This window comes from Arcobacter sp. 15-2 (assembly GCF_047159865.1).
Lineage (GTDB): Bacteria > Campylobacterota > Campylobacteria > Campylobacterales > Arcobacteraceae > JAIOSF01.
The window spans coordinates 501,851-519,483 of record NZ_AP038804.1 but is presented as its reverse complement, the minus strand read 5'-3'; the positions used below and the strand labels follow the sequence as shown (position 1 = coordinate 519,483).

19 protein-coding genes are annotated in these 17,633 nt (G+C 28.2%); 2 read left to right on the top strand and 17 right to left on the bottom strand.

What is annotated here, in order from left to right:
* Positions 1-461: 461 nt before the first annotated feature.
* Complete coding sequence (locus tag ACMCMH_RS02740) at positions 462-2,510, top strand: site-specific DNA-methyltransferase (protein ID WP_412726853.1); 2,049 nt, start codon at positions 462-464, stop codon at positions 2,508-2,510.
* Positions 2,510-5,131: a DEAD/DEAH box helicase family protein gene (locus ACMCMH_RS02735; RefSeq protein ID WP_412726851.1), complete on the top strand. Its 2,622-nt coding sequence runs from the start codon at positions 2,510-2,512 to the stop codon at positions 5,129-5,131. Before ACMCMH_RS02740 ends, ACMCMH_RS02735 begins: the two co-directional genes overlap by 1 nt.
* A gap of 373 nt (positions 5,132-5,504) precedes the next feature.
* Here ACMCMH_RS02735 and ACMCMH_RS02730 read toward each other — a convergent pair whose 3' ends face one another.
* The 17 genes from ACMCMH_RS02730 to ACMCMH_RS02650 all read right to left on the bottom strand — a co-directional run bounded on the left by ACMCMH_RS02730 (position 5,505) and on the right by ACMCMH_RS02650 (position 17,608).
* Positions 5,505-6,122 (bottom strand): hypothetical protein, encoded by a 618-nt coding sequence (locus ACMCMH_RS02730; protein WP_412726849.1) that lies wholly within the window; start codon positions 6,120-6,122, stop codon positions 5,505-5,507.
* Between the two features lie 67 nt (positions 6,123-6,189).
* Entirely contained in the window at positions 6,190-6,414 is a 225-nt protein-coding gene (locus tag ACMCMH_RS02725; RefSeq protein WP_412726847.1) for a hypothetical protein, read from the bottom strand.
* 125 nt (positions 6,415-6,539) lie between these two features.
* Complete coding sequence (locus ACMCMH_RS02720; RefSeq protein WP_412726845.1) at positions 6,540-6,863, bottom strand: hypothetical protein; 324 nt, start codon at positions 6,861-6,863, stop codon at positions 6,540-6,542.
* Positions 6,864-7,074: 211 nt separating this feature from the next.
* Positions 7,075-7,773 carry a hypothetical protein gene (locus ACMCMH_RS02715; protein ID WP_412726843.1) on the bottom strand — a complete coding sequence of 233 codons (699 nt, stop codon included), beginning with the start codon at positions 7,771-7,773 and terminating at the stop codon, positions 7,075-7,077.
* A gap of 65 nt (positions 7,774-7,838) precedes the next feature.
* Positions 7,839-10,775 carry a type IV secretion system DNA-binding domain-containing protein gene (locus ACMCMH_RS02710; RefSeq protein WP_412726841.1) on the bottom strand — a complete coding sequence of 979 codons (2,937 nt, stop codon included), beginning with the start codon at positions 10,773-10,775 and terminating at the stop codon, positions 7,839-7,841.
* 15 nt (positions 10,776-10,790) lie between these two features.
* Positions 10,791-11,237 carry a hypothetical protein gene (locus ACMCMH_RS02705; protein ID WP_412726839.1) on the bottom strand — a complete coding sequence of 149 codons (447 nt, stop codon included), beginning with the start codon at positions 11,235-11,237 and terminating at the stop codon, positions 10,791-10,793.
* A 77-nt stretch (positions 11,238-11,314) separates the two neighbouring features.
* On the bottom strand, positions 11,315-13,399 hold the full coding sequence (locus ACMCMH_RS02700; protein WP_412726837.1) for a hypothetical protein: 2,085 nt from the start codon (positions 13,397-13,399) through the stop codon (positions 11,315-11,317).
* Positions 13,400-13,403: 4 nt separating this feature from the next.
* On the bottom strand, positions 13,404-13,802 hold the full coding sequence (locus ACMCMH_RS02695; RefSeq protein ID WP_412726835.1) for a hypothetical protein: 399 nt from the start codon (positions 13,800-13,802) through the stop codon (positions 13,404-13,406).
* Positions 13,803-14,371: 569 nt separating this feature from the next.
* Entirely contained in the window at positions 14,372-14,587 is a 216-nt protein-coding gene (locus ACMCMH_RS02690) for a hypothetical protein (protein WP_412726833.1), read from the bottom strand.
* Positions 14,588-14,605: 18 nt separating this feature from the next.
* Positions 14,606-15,043 (bottom strand): hypothetical protein, encoded by a 438-nt coding sequence (locus ACMCMH_RS02685; RefSeq protein ID WP_412726831.1) that lies wholly within the window; start codon positions 15,041-15,043, stop codon positions 14,606-14,608.
* A 179-nt stretch (positions 15,044-15,222) separates the two neighbouring features.
* A complete protein-coding gene (locus ACMCMH_RS02680) occupies positions 15,223-15,531 on the bottom strand; it encodes a hypothetical protein (RefSeq protein WP_412726829.1) in 309 nt (102 codons plus the stop codon).
* Positions 15,532-15,611: 80 nt separating this feature from the next.
* Positions 15,612-16,181 (bottom strand): hypothetical protein, encoded by a 570-nt coding sequence (locus ACMCMH_RS02675; RefSeq protein WP_412726827.1) that lies wholly within the window; start codon positions 16,179-16,181, stop codon positions 15,612-15,614.
* A 64-nt stretch (positions 16,182-16,245) separates the two neighbouring features.
* Positions 16,246-16,452 (bottom strand): hypothetical protein, encoded by a 207-nt coding sequence (locus ACMCMH_RS02670; protein WP_412726825.1) that lies wholly within the window; start codon positions 16,450-16,452, stop codon positions 16,246-16,248.
* Positions 16,445-16,714 carry a hypothetical protein gene (locus ACMCMH_RS02665; protein ID WP_412726823.1) on the bottom strand — a complete coding sequence of 90 codons (270 nt, stop codon included), beginning with the start codon at positions 16,712-16,714 and terminating at the stop codon, positions 16,445-16,447. The genes ACMCMH_RS02670 and ACMCMH_RS02665 overlap by 8 nt, the downstream gene beginning before the upstream one ends.
* A gap of 84 nt (positions 16,715-16,798) precedes the next feature.
* Positions 16,799-17,209 carry a hypothetical protein gene (locus ACMCMH_RS02660; protein ID WP_412726821.1) on the bottom strand — a complete coding sequence of 137 codons (411 nt, stop codon included), beginning with the start codon at positions 17,207-17,209 and terminating at the stop codon, positions 16,799-16,801.
* An 83-nt stretch (positions 17,210-17,292) separates the two neighbouring features.
* Entirely contained in the window at positions 17,293-17,454 is a 162-nt protein-coding gene (locus ACMCMH_RS02655) for a hypothetical protein (RefSeq protein WP_412726819.1), read from the bottom strand.
* Positions 17,455-17,470: 16 nt separating this feature from the next.
* Complete coding sequence (locus tag ACMCMH_RS02650; protein WP_412726817.1) at positions 17,471-17,608, bottom strand: hypothetical protein; 138 nt, start codon at positions 17,606-17,608, stop codon at positions 17,471-17,473.
* Between the last annotated feature and the right edge of the window lie 25 nt (positions 17,609-17,633).

Here is a 17,633-nt window from a genome sequence, read left to right as displayed (position 1 = left end):
GCCAAATGGTTGAATGAACTTATCTATTATTTTATTCAGAAGGAAAGTAGTTTTATAATAGAATTCAAAGAACAAATTCAAGAACAAAAAAAGAATTAGAAGTTAATTCAGAAGCAGAATCAACTTATGATAGACTTAATGTTGCTTCTGATGAAAATACATCTGCTGAAACTTTAAACAAGGTTTATTTGATGAACTTAATTTAATTGAGGATATAGTAAATGGTAGAATTAATAATCGTTAGTCTTATTTTAATAGCACTAATTTCTTATATGATTTACAGAAAGAATCAAAAAAATAAAAATAAAATTCAATTTCATGAAAGGTTGAAGGATAGATGACATAATAATAAAAAAATGATTATTCATTATTTTTATAGGTTTATATGTTGTTTTTAGATAACATTAAGACCTCAATTTTATATAAAAAATAAACTATTAACTACAGAAGGGTTTTACTAAATGATTTCACAAGACCAAAGAGATTATATAATTAATTTATTGCAAGAAGGCAAGGAAATTCCACAAGAATTTAAATATGATTTATTTCCAACAACACATAAAGAATACGAATTAACATATGCTGGAAAAATGAGAAAAGAAGATGTGTTGGCAAATGAAGATGGTGTTTATCCTGTTCCATTACAAGTTGAGAAAGTTTTTAATGGAGATAAATACAAAGCTTTTGATGATGATTGGAAAAATATGATTGTATTTGGGGATAATTTACAATTCCTTAAAACAATAAATGAAAATAAAGACCCATTAATAAAAGATAAGATTAAAGGTAGAGTTAAATTAATATATATCGACCCACCATTTGCTACTGAAGGAGACTTTAAAGCTGGACAAGGTCAAAAAGCTTATTCTGATAAAGCAAAAGGTGCTGATTTTATAGAGTTTTTAAGAAGAAGACTAATATTAGCAAAAGAAATATTAGCTGATGATGGTAGTTTATTTGTTCATCTTGATTGGAAAAAAGCTCACTATTTAAAAGTTGTGTTAGATGAAGTGTTTGGCTCAGAAAATTGTTTTTTAAATGAGATTATATGGAGTTTTAAATCGGGTGGAAGACCTAAAAACTTTTTTGCAAGAAAACATGCTTCAATTTTTTGGTACAAAAAAACAGATAACTATAAATTTTTCCCTGATGAAATTGGTGTAGAAAGAGGTGTTGCAAAGAAAAACAACATGAAAAAAGGTGTTGATGATGATGGAAGACTTTATTGGTCAATAATGTCTAATGGTAAAGAGTATAGATATTATGAAGATGATAAACAAATTCCAGATGATGTATGGACTGATATAAATTACCTTCAACAAAAAGACCCAGAAAGAATTAATGTAGGTAGTTACCCTACTCAAAAACCAGAAAGATTATTAGAAAGAATCATCAAAGCAACAACTGAAGAAAATGACATTGTTTTAGATTTTTTCGGAGGAAGTGGTACTACTGCTGCTACAGCTGAAAAACTAAAAAGAAGATGGCTTACATGTGATATTGGAAAGTTATCTTATTTTACAATCCAAAAAAGAATATTACAAATTAATACAAGTAAATCTTTAACACCTGTAATTAAAAATAAGAAAATTTATGAAAAATGTGGAGAATGTGATAGTAAAGTTCTTGTTGATACAGAAAAAAAAGAAACATACCCATTATATAAAGAGATGGCAAGAAGCTTTATGACATGTTCTTTAGGTCTATATGACTTGAAAAAAACTTTAGATATGGAATGGGATAAATATAAAGAATTTGCAGCTGGATTATTTGAACTGGAATTAAATTCACATACAATCTCTGGATTAGAATTTGATGCTAAAAAAAATAGTAGTCCTGTTAAAATGTTTGATTATAAAAAATTCCAAGATTCATCTGTAGATGAAAACTACTTAGAAAGTATTCACAGAGCTATAAGTAGTAAAATTTCAGGTAGAGTTTATATTATTGCTCCAGCAAATAGTATAGATTTTATAAGTGATTATCATCAAATAGGAAATATAAGATATTACTTCTTAAAAATTCCATATCATATGATTAAAGAACTTCACAAAACACCTTTCCAAAAGTTAAGACAACCTCAAAGCTCTAAGAAAATCAACGAAGTAGATGAAGCTGTAGGTTTTCACTTTATTAGACAACCAGAAGTTAAAACTGAAATATCATTAGATAAAAGCAAAGTTATCATTTCTATAAAAGAATTTAGAAGTCAATACTCAAAAGATGATGAAGGTAGATATTTAGAAAACTTTGAAACTTTATCTGCAATATTTGTTGACAAGGATTACAATAATGAAGCTTTTGAAATGGACGAAGTTTATTTTGCGGATGAACTATTGCCTAAGAAAAAGAAGAATGAAGATGATGTTAGAGATGAATTAAAAGCTCTTGATGAAGATGGTTTAAAATTAACTCTAAATAAAAAAGACTTAGGAAATAAAATTATGGTTGTATATACAGATATATTTGGAAATGACTTTACAGAAACATTTGATATTAAAGGATTATAATGCAAGATATAAAAGTTTTTAAACAAAAAGATTTAATTCTAAATGTAAATCCATCATATGACCCATTAGAGCTTGATTTAGATGAATGGGAGTTCTTTTTAGACAAATTATGTTTGAATAGAGAATATCAAAAAGAAGCTATTAAAACAGCAATAATTTATTTTGCATCTGGGAAATATAAAACTATTGAAGATTTAGTAGAAGAAAATTATAAAAAAAATGAAGAATTACAATCTAAATATTCAACATTAAGTGAATATAAAAAGAAAATTCAAATTTCTAATAAGTTATTTGGAAACATTGATTTATCAACAGGTGCTGGAAAATCATATGTAATCTATGGAATCGCTCAAATAATGTTAGGTTTAGGTCTTGTTGATAAAGTTCTTGTTCTTTGTCCATCTATCACAATTGAAGATGGGTTAACTGAAAAATTTACAGAATTATCTGGAAATGCAGATTTAAAAGATGCTATTCCAGAAAGTGCAAAATTTAAAAACCCAAGAATTGTAAATGCAAACTCTACAATTAAAGCTGGAGATATATGTGTTGAAAATATTCATGCTGTTTATGCTAATACAGGCTCATCTATTGATGACAGTTTAATTTGGGATAAACAAAGAGTTTTAGTTTTAAATGATGAATCACACCACATATTCAATAAAGTTGAAGGTAGAGGAGAAGAAGTTAAAAACTTAAAAAAATGGAAAGAATTTTTACTTAATACAAATTATGATTTTAAATACATTTTAGGTCTAACAGGTACAGCTTATCATAACAATGAATATTTTAATGATGTTATATATAGATATTCACTAAGAGAAGGAATAGAAGATAGGATAGTTAAAAACATTGATTATAAAATGGAAGATGATAATGGTGGTGGAGACAATGAAAAATTTCAAAAGATTTACATTAATCATGATGATAATATTAAAAAATATAGAAAAGTTAAGCCATTAACTATATTAATTACAAAAGACATTGGAAAGGCAAACATCTTAGCTGATGATTTAATAGATTTTCTTTCTGACAAAGAATCTTTACCAAGAGAAGATGCTGAGAAGAAGATTCTTATTGTGACTTCACATAAAGACCATAAGCCAAACCTACTAAAATTAAAAACTGTAGATAACCATGACAATCCAGTTGAATGGATTGTATCTGTTTCAATGTTAACAGAAGGATGGGATGTTAAGAATGTTTTTCAAATTGTACCATGGGAAGATAGAGCTTTTAACTCAAAATTATTAATAGCTCAAGTTTTAGGAAGAGGATTAAGAGTTCCAGAAGCATATAACAATATTCAACCAATTGTGACTGTTTTTAACCATGATTCATGGAGTAAAAATATTAAAGGCTTAATTGATGAAGTTTTAGAGATAGAGACAAGACTTTATAGCAACCCATTGTTAGATGAAGACAAATTTGATAGAGCTAAATATCATTTTGATGTCTATAATTTAGATTATACAAAACAAGAAGTTGAAGTAACACATAATCAAGAAAATAAAACTTTTAATTACACAGAAGCTGAACAGAAAGGTATTTCATTAGAAGCTCAAACAATTGTAGCTGATAAAGAAGCTAAATATGTAAATGTTTTAACAGGTCAATCAAAAGAAAAAAACTATGTTATAGAATCAGAAACAACAACAGTTGATGAAGTTGTAGATAAAATTTATGACAATTTTAGAGATAGAGAATGGGAAGGAACTGTTTTACAGTTAGGGGAAGACAAATATACAAAAAACAACTTACCACCAAGAGAAAAAATTGTAAACATAATTAAAATTTCTATGAAAAACAGAGGGATTAAAGGAGATAAAATTATTGAAAAGAATGTTCAAAAAATATATAGCTCCTTTTCTACATTGCTTAGAAAAAAAGGCAAAACTGTAGTTTCTGAGTCAAAAGTAAATGAACCTTATGTAATTTCAACTAAATCTGCATCTAAAGAAAGCTTAGGAATAGGAAACTTAAAAAGAGGTCATTCAGTTTTTTATACAAACAATTTTGATGAAGAACTTTTAGCTGAAGACCAATTAAATATCATGAATGAAATAGAAAGTGATTTGTCACTTCCAAGAAGTGCACCAATGAAAGAAGATGAATATTACTTCAAAACTCCATTCGATTTAGTTTTTACAAAAGGAGAACCAGAAAGAACTTTTATTGAAAAACTATGCAAGAAAGACATAATCAAGTTAGGACTTATAGATGCATGGATAAAATCAAGAGATACAGGTTTTTATAGTATAGAATACAGTTTAAAATATGGTGGTAAAGACTCTAAAACAAGAAGACATGCTTTAAAAACATTTAATCCAGACTTTCTAATTAAAGCTACAAAAGATGACAAAGAGTATATATTAGTAGTTGAAATTAAAGCTGATAAAGATGATTGTGCTGAAAATAAGGCAAAATATAAGTATGGGAAAAGACATTTTGAAGCATTAAATGCTAAATTGAAAGAGAATAATATAAATCAAGAATATATCTTTCACTTTTTAAGTCCAAATGGTTATACACAATTTTTTGACTATCTAAAGAATGGAACATTATTTGAATCACAAGATATTTTCAGATGTGAGTTAGAAAATCTACTTGAAGAAGATTAAAAATTGATAGAAGCATTAGAACAGATAAGTTATTTTACATCTTTTTTCATGCTATAAAAAAGAGAAGATTTATTTAAATCTCCTCTAAACTAAAAAATTTATAACCTTTTATTGTTGCTGAAAGGTTATATGTATTATATAGTGTTTTTTAGAATTAATCTTGTTTTGGTGTATAAGAAGTTTTATGTGTCTCGTCTCTCGACTCGTTCAGGCATCGGCTATCGCCTTAAATGTGTTGTTGGGTGGTTTTCTTTGTTTGTGTAGATGTAAGCATTGCTGTAAGTCCTTCAAGGGCTTTTTTACAGGCATAAAAAAAAGGGAAACTCAAAAAGAGTCTCCCTTGCCTAATCAATATTTTTATTATATCTGTTTTTTAGCTGTAATGTTTTTTTAGGTTAGTTAAATCAGCTCTAAATAAGAAAGAAAACAATGTTCTTCTTATTGTCTCACATGCTTCTATTTCTTCTGTAGATAAGTTATCATCTACTTGTATTTGAAATAGATGTTTTTTAGCATCTTTAACATCAAGATAGAATGTACCATCTTGATTTTTTAAATTATAATACTCTACTTCATCCAGAATAAAATTGGATGCAAAAATCACAGCATTTTCATCTGTTATTTTTAATTCTTGTTTTATAAAGTTTTTTAAATCAACTTTGTTTCTTATTAGATGTTTGTTTATGTTGTCATATACAATAGATTCGTTTGATAATTCTCTTATATCTTTATTGAATAGAGACTTAGCTATTTGAACTGTTAATTCATCTGTGTTAGCTAAGAAGATTACTTTATCAAACCTATATATCATATACTGGTCAAACAATTTATTAGTTGTAGCGATTAAAGGCTTGTTATGACCATCAAGATGAGAAAAATCATTTCTCATAAATCCCTCGATTGCTACATAATAAGTTAATCTATCTGTAATCTCTTTTAATGCTTTTGTTGTTGCTGTAATATCAGCTCCTACTATTAGTATTTTTTCCATTTTCTACTCCACCTTCATATGACTATGAAGGATTTTATTTTAACTTGATTGAACCCTTGACGGGAAACTATTTATTTTCGTTATCTCTTAAAAGTAGAATCTTTTCTACTTCAGATTTCTTTACAAATAAAGAATCAAAATGTGTTAGTTCTTCTTTGTTTTTTATCTTTTTGATAATTTTGTTCTTGTTTGCTTGGATGATGATTCCTATTATGAGAAGAGCCATCATATAAGGTATTAGAAAAGCAAAAACTTCTAATGCCATTTTGAATAATTCTAACTCTATGTTCATGATGCCTTCTTCTCCTCTTCTTGCTTTTGTTTTTCGATTTCTTTATCTATCTTCTTGATGTCTTCATCAATGACTTGAAAGTTATCTCTTATGTATTTATTAAGTTCTTCCATATGACACCGCCCTTATGATGAGAAATTGATTTTTACACCAAACTTTTCATCAACTTCAATTGCCTTTGTAGATTTAAGTTCTTTCTTGAAAGAACCATCTTTTAATAAACTTTTTACTTCATCTGGTGTTATTTCATCTCCACCAAACTTTCCTAAAGCTGATTTGAATATTGAATATCCACATCCTTCGTTTTTCCACTTAGGAGCATCTTCTGTTCCCTCATTTGACCATTTTGCTTTGTTGCATCCAAAAGAAGACTTCTTCTCTATGATTCCTCCATCACACACAGGGCATTTACCTAATACCTCTGCTTCTTTTTTTTCGTTTTCTGCCATTTTATACTCCACGGAGTCTAAGAACTCCTAAATTTTAAGATTGACTTGAATGAATCAAGTCATATATAGGTTGTAAGAACAACTTAGAAAAAAATGATGATTTGTGATGTAAATTGATACATTTATGTATTGAATTGTGATTTTTTGTATTAATTTGTAAAGATTTGTAGAAAAAAGTAGAGATATGAGAAGTGAATCTCATATCGTTTAGTTATTTGAAAAGGTCATTAAGGTCAGGAATATCTGACTTAGAAGACTTTTTCTTTTTAACTTTTCTAACTGGTTCAGGAGCAAGTTCTTCAAGTGTTGCATCTAAGTTATTAAGAGAATAGTCATCTTCGTTCTCTTGATAAACATTAGAAGGCTTCTCTTCATTAATGTTTAATCTTAGATATTCAGCTCTTGTTATGATTCTTCCTTCATAGAAGTAAGTTTCTGATTCTTCTACATCAGGAGCTTCATAATTATCTTCTCTAGGCTCTGGAGCTGGTGGAAGATAGTCATTAGACTTTTTAAGTACAACTTCTGTTTTAGGTAAAAAAGAAGGAGTGCCTTTTCTAAGTTGCTCTCTAAGCTCTGCTATTTGCTCTGAAGGGCTTTTTTCTTCTGTGAATGTATCAACTATCACTTTTTGTTTTCTTGGCTTCTCAGCTTCAGAAAGTAGTGGTGGTAATTCAATCTCTTCAGTTTTAATTTCAATAACTTCAACATCTCCAGAATTTTCTGGTAATGGTGGTAAGATAAACTCTTCTTCAGATGGTTTATTTTCAGTTTGTTTATTGACAATTAAAGATTTTTGCTCTTTAGCTTCAGGTGTCTTTTCTTGGTTTGTTTTTTTGTCTGTGTCTAAAGAATTAAGTGTAATTATTAGACCTAAAAAAACTGCTATTAGTATAATTATATTTTTCATATTAAACTCCACCTTCATTCTTAGATGAAGGATTTTAAGTTGGTTGGTTAAGCCCTTACGGGAAACTAATTATATGGACTATCAGAGAAGTCAGGTTCATCTTGAACTAAGTCAACTTCTCCTAATTCTAAGTCTGTATCAAGATTTAGATTGTCTAAATCAATATCTCCAGAGAAGTCATCTTCATCTGGTTCATTGATTGTTTGAGCTGGTTCTGATACTTCAGAAGGAATTGGTTCATCTGGAGCATTCATAACTTCTACATCTGGAACTAAAGGTTCATCAGGTTGAGTCATAACTTCAACATTAGGAACTTCTTGCTCTTCTTCTTTCTTATCAGCTTTCTTCTCCTCTTTAACTTCTTCTTTAAAAGGGTTTGGAGTAGATGGTTTAGCTGATTCTTCTTTGATTGTAAGAAGTGCTTTTTCAAAGTCAAAGTTAATATAGTGTTCTTTAATAAAAGAACCTTTTGCAACAACTTCTTCTCTTCTTAAATCAAACAGGAAGGTAAGTATTTCTTCTTTGGATAATTTGTTAAATTTATCCATTAACTTCTCTATGATTAATTTGTCAGAGTAATCTTGAACTGGAGACTTTTTATCTCTAACATATAAATCAATAACTTCTCTTTGTCTTGTAAAATCATTTAAGTCTTCTAATAATTCGTGTTTATAGAACACTAAGTTCTTGTAGAAGTCAGAAACTCTTTTATATCTATTAGATAAGTCTTTTAAATCATCTAATGTCACATCACAATAGTTTTTAAAGTTATTCCAGCTCATTTCAACATCTGCATCTTTTGTATATTCAATAAACTTAGATACAGTAGATACTTTATATACTTCATTGATTACATCTTTAACTCTTTTGTCTTCATCTGAAATATTAAATAGAATTTTTCTACTTAATTTTGTTTGTTCAGATAAGATGTCTAAGTTAAGTTCAGTACCTTCTTTTTGTATTTTTTCAAATACTCTCACTATTTCATCAGCATAGTCTAAAATCATGTCTGAATTTTTATATGCTTCTATATCGTCAAGATTGAAACTTTCTGGAATATGCTTTTCAATTCTTTTTGCTGAAATATCAGTACCAGAGTTGATTCCAAAACTTAGTTTTGTAATTGGTCTGTCTCCTTGTTTGAAGAATCCTGTTCTTTTTGCAAGGTCAGTCAATTCTGAAGTAAGGATTTTCTTATTCATTCTTCTTTGAATAGAAGTAGATGCTTTTGTAGAATTCATTTCTACACCAGATGATTCTGATTCTGTCATCTCTTCGATTTCTTCTTCTCCAAAGTAGTCTGTAATAAACTTTGCTCCAAGTGGTTCGTCATACTGCATTATCAACTTAGCTGATAACAACTGGAACAAAGAGTTAATAGTTTTATCTCCAGCAATTTCCATCAATCTAGCAATAGATTGAGTAGCAATTGTTGTAAAGAAACCTCTTGACCTTGCTTCGGCAAGGAAGGCATCTGCTGCTTCAAGGATTGCTTTTGCAAGTGGTTTATTATCTCCCTCTGCAAACGATTGAACCTCGTCCAGAAGAATCATAATTTTTCTGGATTCTCTTTGTTCCATTGTCAGACCAATTTTGAAAATCAATGCAAAAAATAGACCATAATATAGGTTATATTTACCAGCAAGTTTTGCTTCATTTTGAATACCAAGTCTCATGTTTTTATACTTTTCATAGTCTTCAATTTTGTCTAACTTTCTGAAGAATTCTGTAATAGTAAAGTTCCCTTTTTCAAAATAAAACTCAGGAAGACAAATTTTACCAATAAATCTACCCATACTACTTTGAACACCTCTGGCTTGGCCATCGGGACCGCCCGTCTCCTCGTCAATTGTGAAGATTGCTTCAGCTGTTCCTCTTAAACCTAATCTGTTAATATCTTTATTTCTTATAAGAGATTTTCTTAAAGACATAACATCTTGATGTGACTGTAAGTAGTCAATTAAGTGCTTCATCGTTGGTCTATCACTAAATGCAATTAGAATAATTACTAAGTAGATAGCCATTTGTGCTTGGGCTGAAAAGTGGTCAGACTCATCAGCTGGATATAAAATTTTAACCATGAAAAATAGTAATCCTGTGTCAACTTTTTTTGTTACAGGGTCTATTGCTTCATCCATGAAGTTCCACAATATAGTATCTTTATCAAGAGGGTCAAATAAGAAATGATTCTTATTTAAAAAGTCTCTATGAAGTAATTTTGGATTAAAGTCATCTCCTTTTCTTTCAAGAAAAATCATTGGTCTATTAAACTCTTTAACTCCTCTTGAAGTTTGAACTCTTCTTAATTTTGCCATTGAATTTGGTAATAAATTCATTAGTCTTTTTAGACTATTTCTTTTAAAACTATCTGATACATCTAAACTATTATAAGTAGTAAAAAGCTTTTTGTAGATTTTACTTGTAAATTCTTCTCTGATATTTCCATGAATCATATTATTAATTGCAACTGTTTTACCAGCTCCAGCTTTTGCAACTATGAGTAATCCCCTTGAAATTTCAGAAGGGTCTAAGGGTATTTGTTCATTACCCCACTCGAATTCATATATGTTTTTTCTCTTCTTTATATCAGCTTCTGTTGCTTTGTGCTCAATAACTAAGTCATCATGTAGTAGCATGTTTTTTCTTAGCTCTTTTGCATCTACAACTGAACCACCTCTTAGGGAAATAAACTCTTTATTTTTACTACTAAAGATAAGATATAGAAACATAAAAGGTATAGAGAATATTAAGAATCCCCAAGCTATTTGAAGTATGCTCTCAAAGGTCTTATATAGTCCAGAAATAATTGGAATTGCTCCAAAAAACTGGTTGATAAAATCAGGGATTGGTGTTTGCATTAAGAACTGTAAGTCAGGAATGAATGTTTTAATAATCATTCCAACAAGGGCTGAAAAAGCAAAAGACATTCCAAAGAAAAGGAATATTTTCTTTCTTGCTTTTACTAAATTATCTTGTTCTAATCTTTGTTGATTTTGTGCCATGATAATACCCTCAAATTAAAATTCTCTCTTAATATCAGAGTCATTTTGATTTACAGAATGAATTGCTGCTAATGCTTTTGCAAGAGCATCAGCTGGGTCTTCAGTTAAGATATTAGCTGGTCTTTTTTTGTTGTTTTCTTCTGGTTTAGTTTCAGTTTGAACTGGAACTGATTCAACTGGTTCTGTATTAACAATCTCAGATGTAAATTCTTCTTTCTTATCTTCAAAGAAATGTTTTATTTCATCTTCATTAGCTTGTTCTTTTGTAAATAATTCATCTTTTAATATGAACTTAAAATAAACAAAAGAGCTTGTAAAAATGATAATTCCTAATACTGAAATTAGACCAAATACCATTAATGTTTGAGCATTATATGTATTGCTTGTAAGCAATATAGATACATATATAATAAACATAAATAGTAATGTTAATGATGTGTTTGCAATTGTGTTATTCTTCATAATCTTCTCCTTTCGTTTGAAATTGAGACTTGTGTTTTGAAAGAGATAAACAGTCTCTTGATTTATCTCTCTAAACTTTATTTTAGATATTGATTTCTAAAATCTATATTCTTTTTAAGCTCTTTCTCTTTGCTCTTTTTGTTCTTAACTTCTTTTTGAAGTCTCTTTAAGTCCTTAGTGCTATTTGTCTTCTTATAGATGTCTCTTTCTTTCTTAAATTCTTTTAAATCACTCTTATTAATAGAAGATATTTTATTAATAGATTTGTCATGATTGTCATACAGAATTTCTTTACTTCTTTCATCTGTGAATTTAAATTTACCATCTCCTTGATGCTTTAAAATTCCAGCTTTTTCAAGTTCTTTTGCATGTGTTTCAGCATTTGATAAGAACCTTTTACCATTTTCTTCTGTCATTCTACTGGTTGAAACAGCATGTTCAACATAGCTATTTACTTTTTCTAAATTTACTTCATCTCTCATAACTGCTTGTATATTAAAGAAAGAAGTTTGTGCTTCTCTAAATTCAGCTGATTGCTGATTTTTAGAGTATTTTTGTCTTTTAGAAACAGACTGATTTAGCTTCTCTTCTAAGTCAGTAGAATTAGCAACTTTATACATATTCTTTTCAGATTCTCTTTTATTATCAATGCTATTTAATGTTTGTTTTATTTCATCTGCATCACTTTTAGAGACTTTATCATTCTCTAAAAATAAACCACCTTTCTTATCGTTATAAGACTCAGATTTATCTCTCGATGCTTCTTTGGTCATCTCTTTTGACATTTGTTTAATATCTTTTTGTATATCACTAACAATATCTTTTGCTGTCTCTCTTTCAGATGCTTCAGCTTTATTTAAAACAGAATCTAAAGATACTTTTTTAAACTTCTTGTTATCAATATTGTTAGTTCTTTTTTCTAATCTTGAAGCTGATTTACTTAAAAATTCAGAGTGTTGTTTATCTCCTTTTTTGAACAAATTAGGTTCATATTTTTTAGATAATTCTCTTAATTCTTTAGTAGATTCTCTATGTGCTTCTTTGATGTCATTTTTAAATTTATCATTAATGTCTTTGAATTCTTTAGATTGATTAAACTTATCCAGCTCTTGCTTTAACTGTGTATGTTTATCAATTGTTTTTTCATCCATTTTTGATTTGATAGATTCTTTCCATTGTTCAGCCTTTGCAATTTTAGCTGGGTCTGGTTTATCTTGTTTTTCTAGGAACTGTTTATAACCAGATGCTTTTTCATAGTTTTTAATTGCATCTAATTGGTCTTGTGATAACTCTAATTTATCAACAATTTTATCAGTTTCTTTATCAATAGAATTAAGTCTTTCTTGGCTTAGTTCTTTTACTTTATCTTGTAATTTATCAAGTGTATTTTCTACTTGTAAGAGCTTTTCTTGCTTATCAAGAATTAAGTCAATCTCTTTATCAAGTTTATGTGAAATACCTTTTCTATCTAATTCTTTTTTAGTGTTGATAGCAACTCTAAGTTTGAAGTTTTCAGTTTGTTCTTTTGACATTTTGATGTCATCTTTAGAGCCATATTGAACTATATGAGCATGTCTGTTATTTGTATCTTTATGTTGTGTAATTACTGTTTTAACACTCTTATTATATTTAGAATTATGCTCAGAAATTGATTTCTGAATAACAGCTAATTCTTCTTTTTCAGATAAGTTTTTATCTTGACCTAATGAAAGAACTGAAGTTCTCATTGCTGGAACACCTTTATCTAAATCGCTATTAATTTGTTTAATATCTTCTTTGGATAATTGTTTTTCTAAATCATAAGAATGACTCATATCTTTATCTAAAGATTCTCCAATTTCGAGTTCATTTTCAGCTTCTAATTCAGTCTCTCTGTCCTGATATTTGATAGCTGCTTTCGCTCTTTGACCAATATCTTTGTTATTGGCTGTCTTGTCTAATCTCTTGTTAAATCTTCCAGATTCTTCATATCTGGTATTAAAGATTACAGTCTTATTATCTATTGTAATTCCTCTGTTTCCTTTGGATACTTTGATAGAACTATTAGAATTACTTGATGCTGATTTATTAGAAGAAAGTGAGTTATTCTTAGAAAGTTTTAGTTTAAGCTTTTGGACTTTTTCTTCGTTAAAGTTATTATTTAATTTAGAGAACTGTTTCATAATATTAGTCCTCTTTTTTACTATTTAGCTCTTGAAATAATTCTCTTTTAGAAGCTTTTTCTATCCTTTCGATGTCTTCATCTGTAAGACTTCCGAACTTCACAAAATGCTTAATCAGATTTGTTTGAACAACTGACTCTGTTAAGTTTTTTACTTCAAGTTTTGCTAACCTATTTGACTGATTTTTATAATCTTTTTCAAGATTTTTAAAGTCATTTCTTAATTGAGAATTGCTTGAATCATTAGATTCTTTTAAAAGAATTGCTGTATCAAAATTCTCTAAACCTCTGTCAAGAATTGTTCTAAATGTTAAAGAAATATTCCCATTTCCTAACATCTTATCAAGCTCTTGAATCTTATCATATCTGTCTTGCTCGACACTTAGTTTTAGTTTTTTCATCATGATATTTGTTACCTCCTTTGTAGATTTTTTTGCCCCAATTTTGGGTATAATATAGTATATAGAGTTTTTAAGGAAAAATGTTTTTTTGGGAGTTAAGACCACCAAAGAGACCACCCGAAAATCTCTGTAAGCTCGATATTTAGGTGTTTTTGCTTAAAAAAGGGGCTTTAAAAGCCTACTTTTTCGCAAAATGACCACCAAAAGACCACCATAAAACCCCCATTACAACAGGCTCTGCCAGAAAAATAGAACCCTTCTGGGGTCTTGCTTATCCTGCCCTCAATAATACTAATATATATCCCTACCCCTTTTTATCTGTCCTATAAAATAGGTCAGATTAGTTTAAGATGTCTCAATCCATTTACATGGATTTCATACAGGCATCGCTTCGCTTAAAAATAGAAATAAGAGTATTGATACTTTGCAAAAAGTTAAAAGTCTTATTGATATATTTTTAAGAATTAAGATTAATTAAAATTGTGATTTTATATAAGTGAGATTTCGTAGTTTTGTAGAATCCAATTTTAGTAAATTATAAAAAATGGATTCTTTAATTTTTAGTAAGTTGATTATAGAAAAGTTGGAACTTTAGAGTTTGCATTTTCTACAATTTTTGGATTGTTATTTTTTAGATTAGTTTGAAAAGTAAAAACTAAAATAATAAATAAAACTAAAGCTGAAAAGAAAACTAAATCACTTTGTAAAAATGATGGTAAGTTTTCGCCAAGACTTGCTGGTATAAGAATACCAATTGTCATTAAAATTATTCCAATTGTTTTAAACATAATTCATTACCTCTTATTTTATTTGTTGAAAAATGATGGCTTATATCCTTCATTTTTGTTTTCTGATACATTTGTATCACTTGACTCTTTTGGTTGATTCTGAGACGATGTATTATTTAACTTTGGATTCTTTTGTAAAAGTCTATCTCTTAAACTTAATTCATCATCTTCTGTTTTTTCAGAAACCACTTTTTTCGCTTTTGGAGAAATGCTTAAAAGTTTAGCTTTTTTCTCAATCAGTTTTGAAATTGTTTTTTCTTTAATTTCAGATTCTTCTTTTTTACATTTTTCTAAAAAAGCATCTCTTCTTTTATTTAGAGAAGCAAGAGCTTTTTCTTCTTCTTTTTTGTATTCATCTTCAGCTAAGATAACTACACCTGATAAAACAATTTCTTGTTCTTTGTCATAACCTTTTGATGTCATTACATCTTTTAGTAATTTTCTGTTTATAGACATGATTAAATCCTCCTTTGTCTTTTTTGTATTTTTTAAGTTTTATAAACTTAATAAAAAACTCTTTTAATTAAAAAAGAGTTCTCTATAAATTTATGTTATTAACATTTATTTCTCCTAGTAAAAATTTGAGTAGCTATGAGAAGCTACCTATTGTTATAGAAGGATTTTTTAGTTTCTGTTCAAGAAAAGATTTCTTTTATTTCATCAATAGTTAAAGTAGTATCTTTTGATGTTAAATCTTCTCCAAGAAAAATAATTGCTTGTAGGTTATTATCTCTAATAATTTTAGCTCCAGTTTCTTCAATTAATGTTTCTAAATATTCTTTATGAATTGAAGAGATTGAAAGATATTTACAATTCCAATTAATTAAGTCCGTATCAAAAAAAATTTCGTCTTGGTATAAATTAAGATAAGTAGTTGTTCTTACATTGTTCTCTGTTAAAAGTTGTATTAAGTTTTTAGCTCTATTTGTTAAAATTTTATTCATGTTATTCTCCTTTGTTTTTTTTATTTTTTTAAGTTGTATAAACTTAATAGAACTACTTTAAAAAAAGTAGCTCGATAAATTTATATTTTTTTATAAATATCCCTTTGAACTAAAAAGCCATCTTGGTCATCAAAGCTTTCTTGAAGTACCAGCTCATAACCTTCAAAAATTTTTGGATTTGAATTTATATGTTGGTTTCTTCTTACATCAAAACCATAGTGATAAATGTCTTCAGCTTTCTCAACTATTTTGTAGTTAGAAAGAACATTTTCAATTTCTTGTTTAACAGTTCCTTCAACTTTATGTTGCATGTAGATTAAATAGTTTAAATCTTTCTCTGCAACTTTTGAAATATTCTCAAACTTATATTTTCCAAAATGAAAAATTGCTTCTTCATTATCAGACTCTATTGGAGTAGCTACATAATCAATTCTGTATTTAGCAGAAAAGTTGTTTTCAATTCCTTCAATTGTTGCTGGTAGATTGTTAATCCACTCTCCAACATTTTTTGTTTTTAGAAAGTCATTCATAAGAACTTTACCTTGATGTGAATACTCTTTTCCATCAATCTTATAATTGATGAAACATTGAATCCATTTTCTTCCTTTCTTGTATATCTTAAAAGATATTTTCTCTTTTATAGTTTTCATAATATTCTCCTTTCATATTTTTTAGTTTCGTTTTTAATAAACTTAATCAAGAGCAATACTGCTTTTATTGCTCTTTGTTAAATCTATTTTTTAAATCTACTAGTAATAGTAAATCGTCATCTGTTATTTCAAGCATCTCTAAACATACAGCTCTTTTTAAAAGACTGTATCTTTTGTGCTTACCTTGTGTTTCTTCTTTCTTGATTCTTGATAAAGACTGTTGTGATAAAGAAGTGTATTCACAAACTTTAATGTCTTTAATTTTAATCATATTCGTAACCAATACCATTAATGATTCTTATTTGATTTTGATGATACTCAACAAGGTCTAATACCTCATTTCTTAAATCATCTAAGTAAAAGCTACCACCAAGTTCAGAAGCTAAACTATTAAGCTCATTACATTCAATAGTTCCTAATTGTTTTGCTTCAATTAATTCATCAAACCTTTCAGTTTTTTGAACATCTATAGTTTCGTCTTGTTTAAAAAATATTGCTCTGTAAGCAATTTTGTTTTTTGATAATTTTTCCATGTTATTCTCCTTTGTGTTTATTTTTTTTAGTCTATGTAAGACTTAATAGAACCATTCAATCCCGAATGGCTCGATAAATCTTAGTTAGCACATAAAACTTACATCATCTACAGAGAAAGTATCTTTGTAGATTGTAATTGCAATTGTTCCCTTGTCTGCTAAATCTGTTTTGATTGTATTTGCATCATAATCATGATTAATTAAATCTTGAACAAAAAAATCTAAATTGATTGTAATGTCTAAGTTCACATCTACATCAACAATCAATTTTCTAAAATGATGATAAAACGATGTTGAAGTATCTTGTGCTAATAACTGATATTTACTTTTAAGTAAGTCAGCTAACATATCTTTATTGTCATCAGAATCTATATTGTTTGCTGCTATAAATTGATTATACTTATCTAAGTAACTGTTAGCATCTTTCATATTTCTATTGTAATCTGCTAATAACTTGTCTATATTTTTGTTTAATTTTTGAATTGTATTTTTCATAATCTTATACCTCTTGTTATAAATTTTTAGTTTTTAAAGTTTTAATAAACTTAATAGAACACTTCGTAAAGTGTTCGATAAATCTATTTTAATGTTCTTGATGCTACAAAACTTGCAAGAAAAAGAACACTTAAACCTAATCCGAAAACAGCTAACTGTTCAAAAGTGTTTTCAATCTGTAAGCAGTATTGAAATAAACCAAAGAACAATAAGCCAATTAAAACTGTTGAAATTAACTTAACCATCTGACACCTCCTTATTTTATTTACCTTTTGTTGACGATGTTCCCCAAGATGAGCAACCCATCGAACCATTAGCTGAAATAAAACAAGAATCAGCAGATGCTGTTGATGTTAATAAACCTAAAACTGTAACCGTTATTAATAGTAATTTTTTCATAATAATTTTCTCCTGTGTATTTTAT

Excerpts from the sequence above, each read along its gene's own strand:
- ACMCMH_RS02700 (WP_412726837.1), bottom strand. The coding sequence starts at position 13,399 with ATGAAACAGTTCTCTAAATTAAATAATAACTTTAACGAAGAAAAAGTC.
- ACMCMH_RS02740 (WP_412726853.1), top strand. The coding sequence starts at position 462 with ATGATTTCACAAGACCAAAGAGATTATATAATTAATTTATTGCAAGAA.
- ACMCMH_RS02685 (WP_412726831.1), bottom strand. The coding sequence starts at position 15,043 with ATGTCTATAAACAGAAAATTACTAAAAGATGTAATGACATCAAAAGGT.
- ACMCMH_RS02675 (WP_412726827.1), bottom strand. The coding sequence starts at position 16,181 with ATGAAAACTATAAAAGAGAAAATATCTTTTAAGATATACAAGAAAGGA.
- ACMCMH_RS02670 (WP_412726825.1), bottom strand. The coding sequence starts at position 16,452 with ATGATTAAAATTAAAGACATTAAAGTTTGTGAATACACTTCTTTATCA.
- ACMCMH_RS02695 (WP_412726835.1), bottom strand. The coding sequence starts at position 13,802 with ATGATGAAAAAACTAAAACTAAGTGTCGAGCAAGACAGATATGATAAG.
- ACMCMH_RS02725 (WP_412726847.1), bottom strand. The coding sequence starts at position 6,414 with ATGAACATAGAGTTAGAATTATTCAAAATGGCATTAGAAGTTTTTGCT.
- ACMCMH_RS02735 (WP_412726851.1), top strand. The coding sequence starts at position 2,510 with ATGCAAGATATAAAAGTTTTTAAACAAAAAGATTTAATTCTAAATGTA.
- ACMCMH_RS02650 (WP_412726817.1), bottom strand. The coding sequence starts at position 17,608 with ATGAAAAAATTACTATTAATAACGGTTACAGTTTTAGGTTTATTAACA.
- ACMCMH_RS02730 (WP_412726849.1), bottom strand. The coding sequence starts at position 6,122 with ATGGAAAAAATACTAATAGTAGGAGCTGATATTACAGCAACAACAAAA.
- ACMCMH_RS02665 (WP_412726823.1), bottom strand. The coding sequence starts at position 16,714 with ATGGAAAAATTATCAAAAAACAAAATTGCTTACAGAGCAATATTTTTT.
- ACMCMH_RS02660 (WP_412726821.1), bottom strand. The coding sequence starts at position 17,209 with ATGAAAAATACAATTCAAAAATTAAACAAAAATATAGACAAGTTATTA.
- ACMCMH_RS02710 (WP_412726841.1), bottom strand. The coding sequence starts at position 10,775 with ATGGCACAAAATCAACAAAGATTAGAACAAGATAATTTAGTAAAAGCA.
- ACMCMH_RS02690 (WP_412726833.1), bottom strand. The coding sequence starts at position 14,587 with ATGTTTAAAACAATTGGAATAATTTTAATGACAATTGGTATTCTTATA.
- ACMCMH_RS02720 (WP_412726845.1), bottom strand. The coding sequence starts at position 6,863 with ATGGCAGAAAACGAAAAAAAAGAAGCAGAGGTATTAGGTAAATGCCCT.
- ACMCMH_RS02655 (WP_412726819.1), bottom strand. The coding sequence starts at position 17,454 with ATGGTTAAGTTAATTTCAACAGTTTTAATTGGCTTATTGTTCTTTGGT.
- ACMCMH_RS02680 (WP_412726829.1), bottom strand. The coding sequence starts at position 15,531 with ATGAATAAAATTTTAACAAATAGAGCTAAAAACTTAATACAACTTTTA.
- ACMCMH_RS02705 (WP_412726839.1), bottom strand. The coding sequence starts at position 11,237 with ATGAAGAATAACACAATTGCAAACACATCATTAACATTACTATTTATG.
- ACMCMH_RS02715 (WP_412726843.1), bottom strand. The coding sequence starts at position 7,773 with ATGAAAAATATAATTATACTAATAGCAGTTTTTTTAGGTCTAATAATT.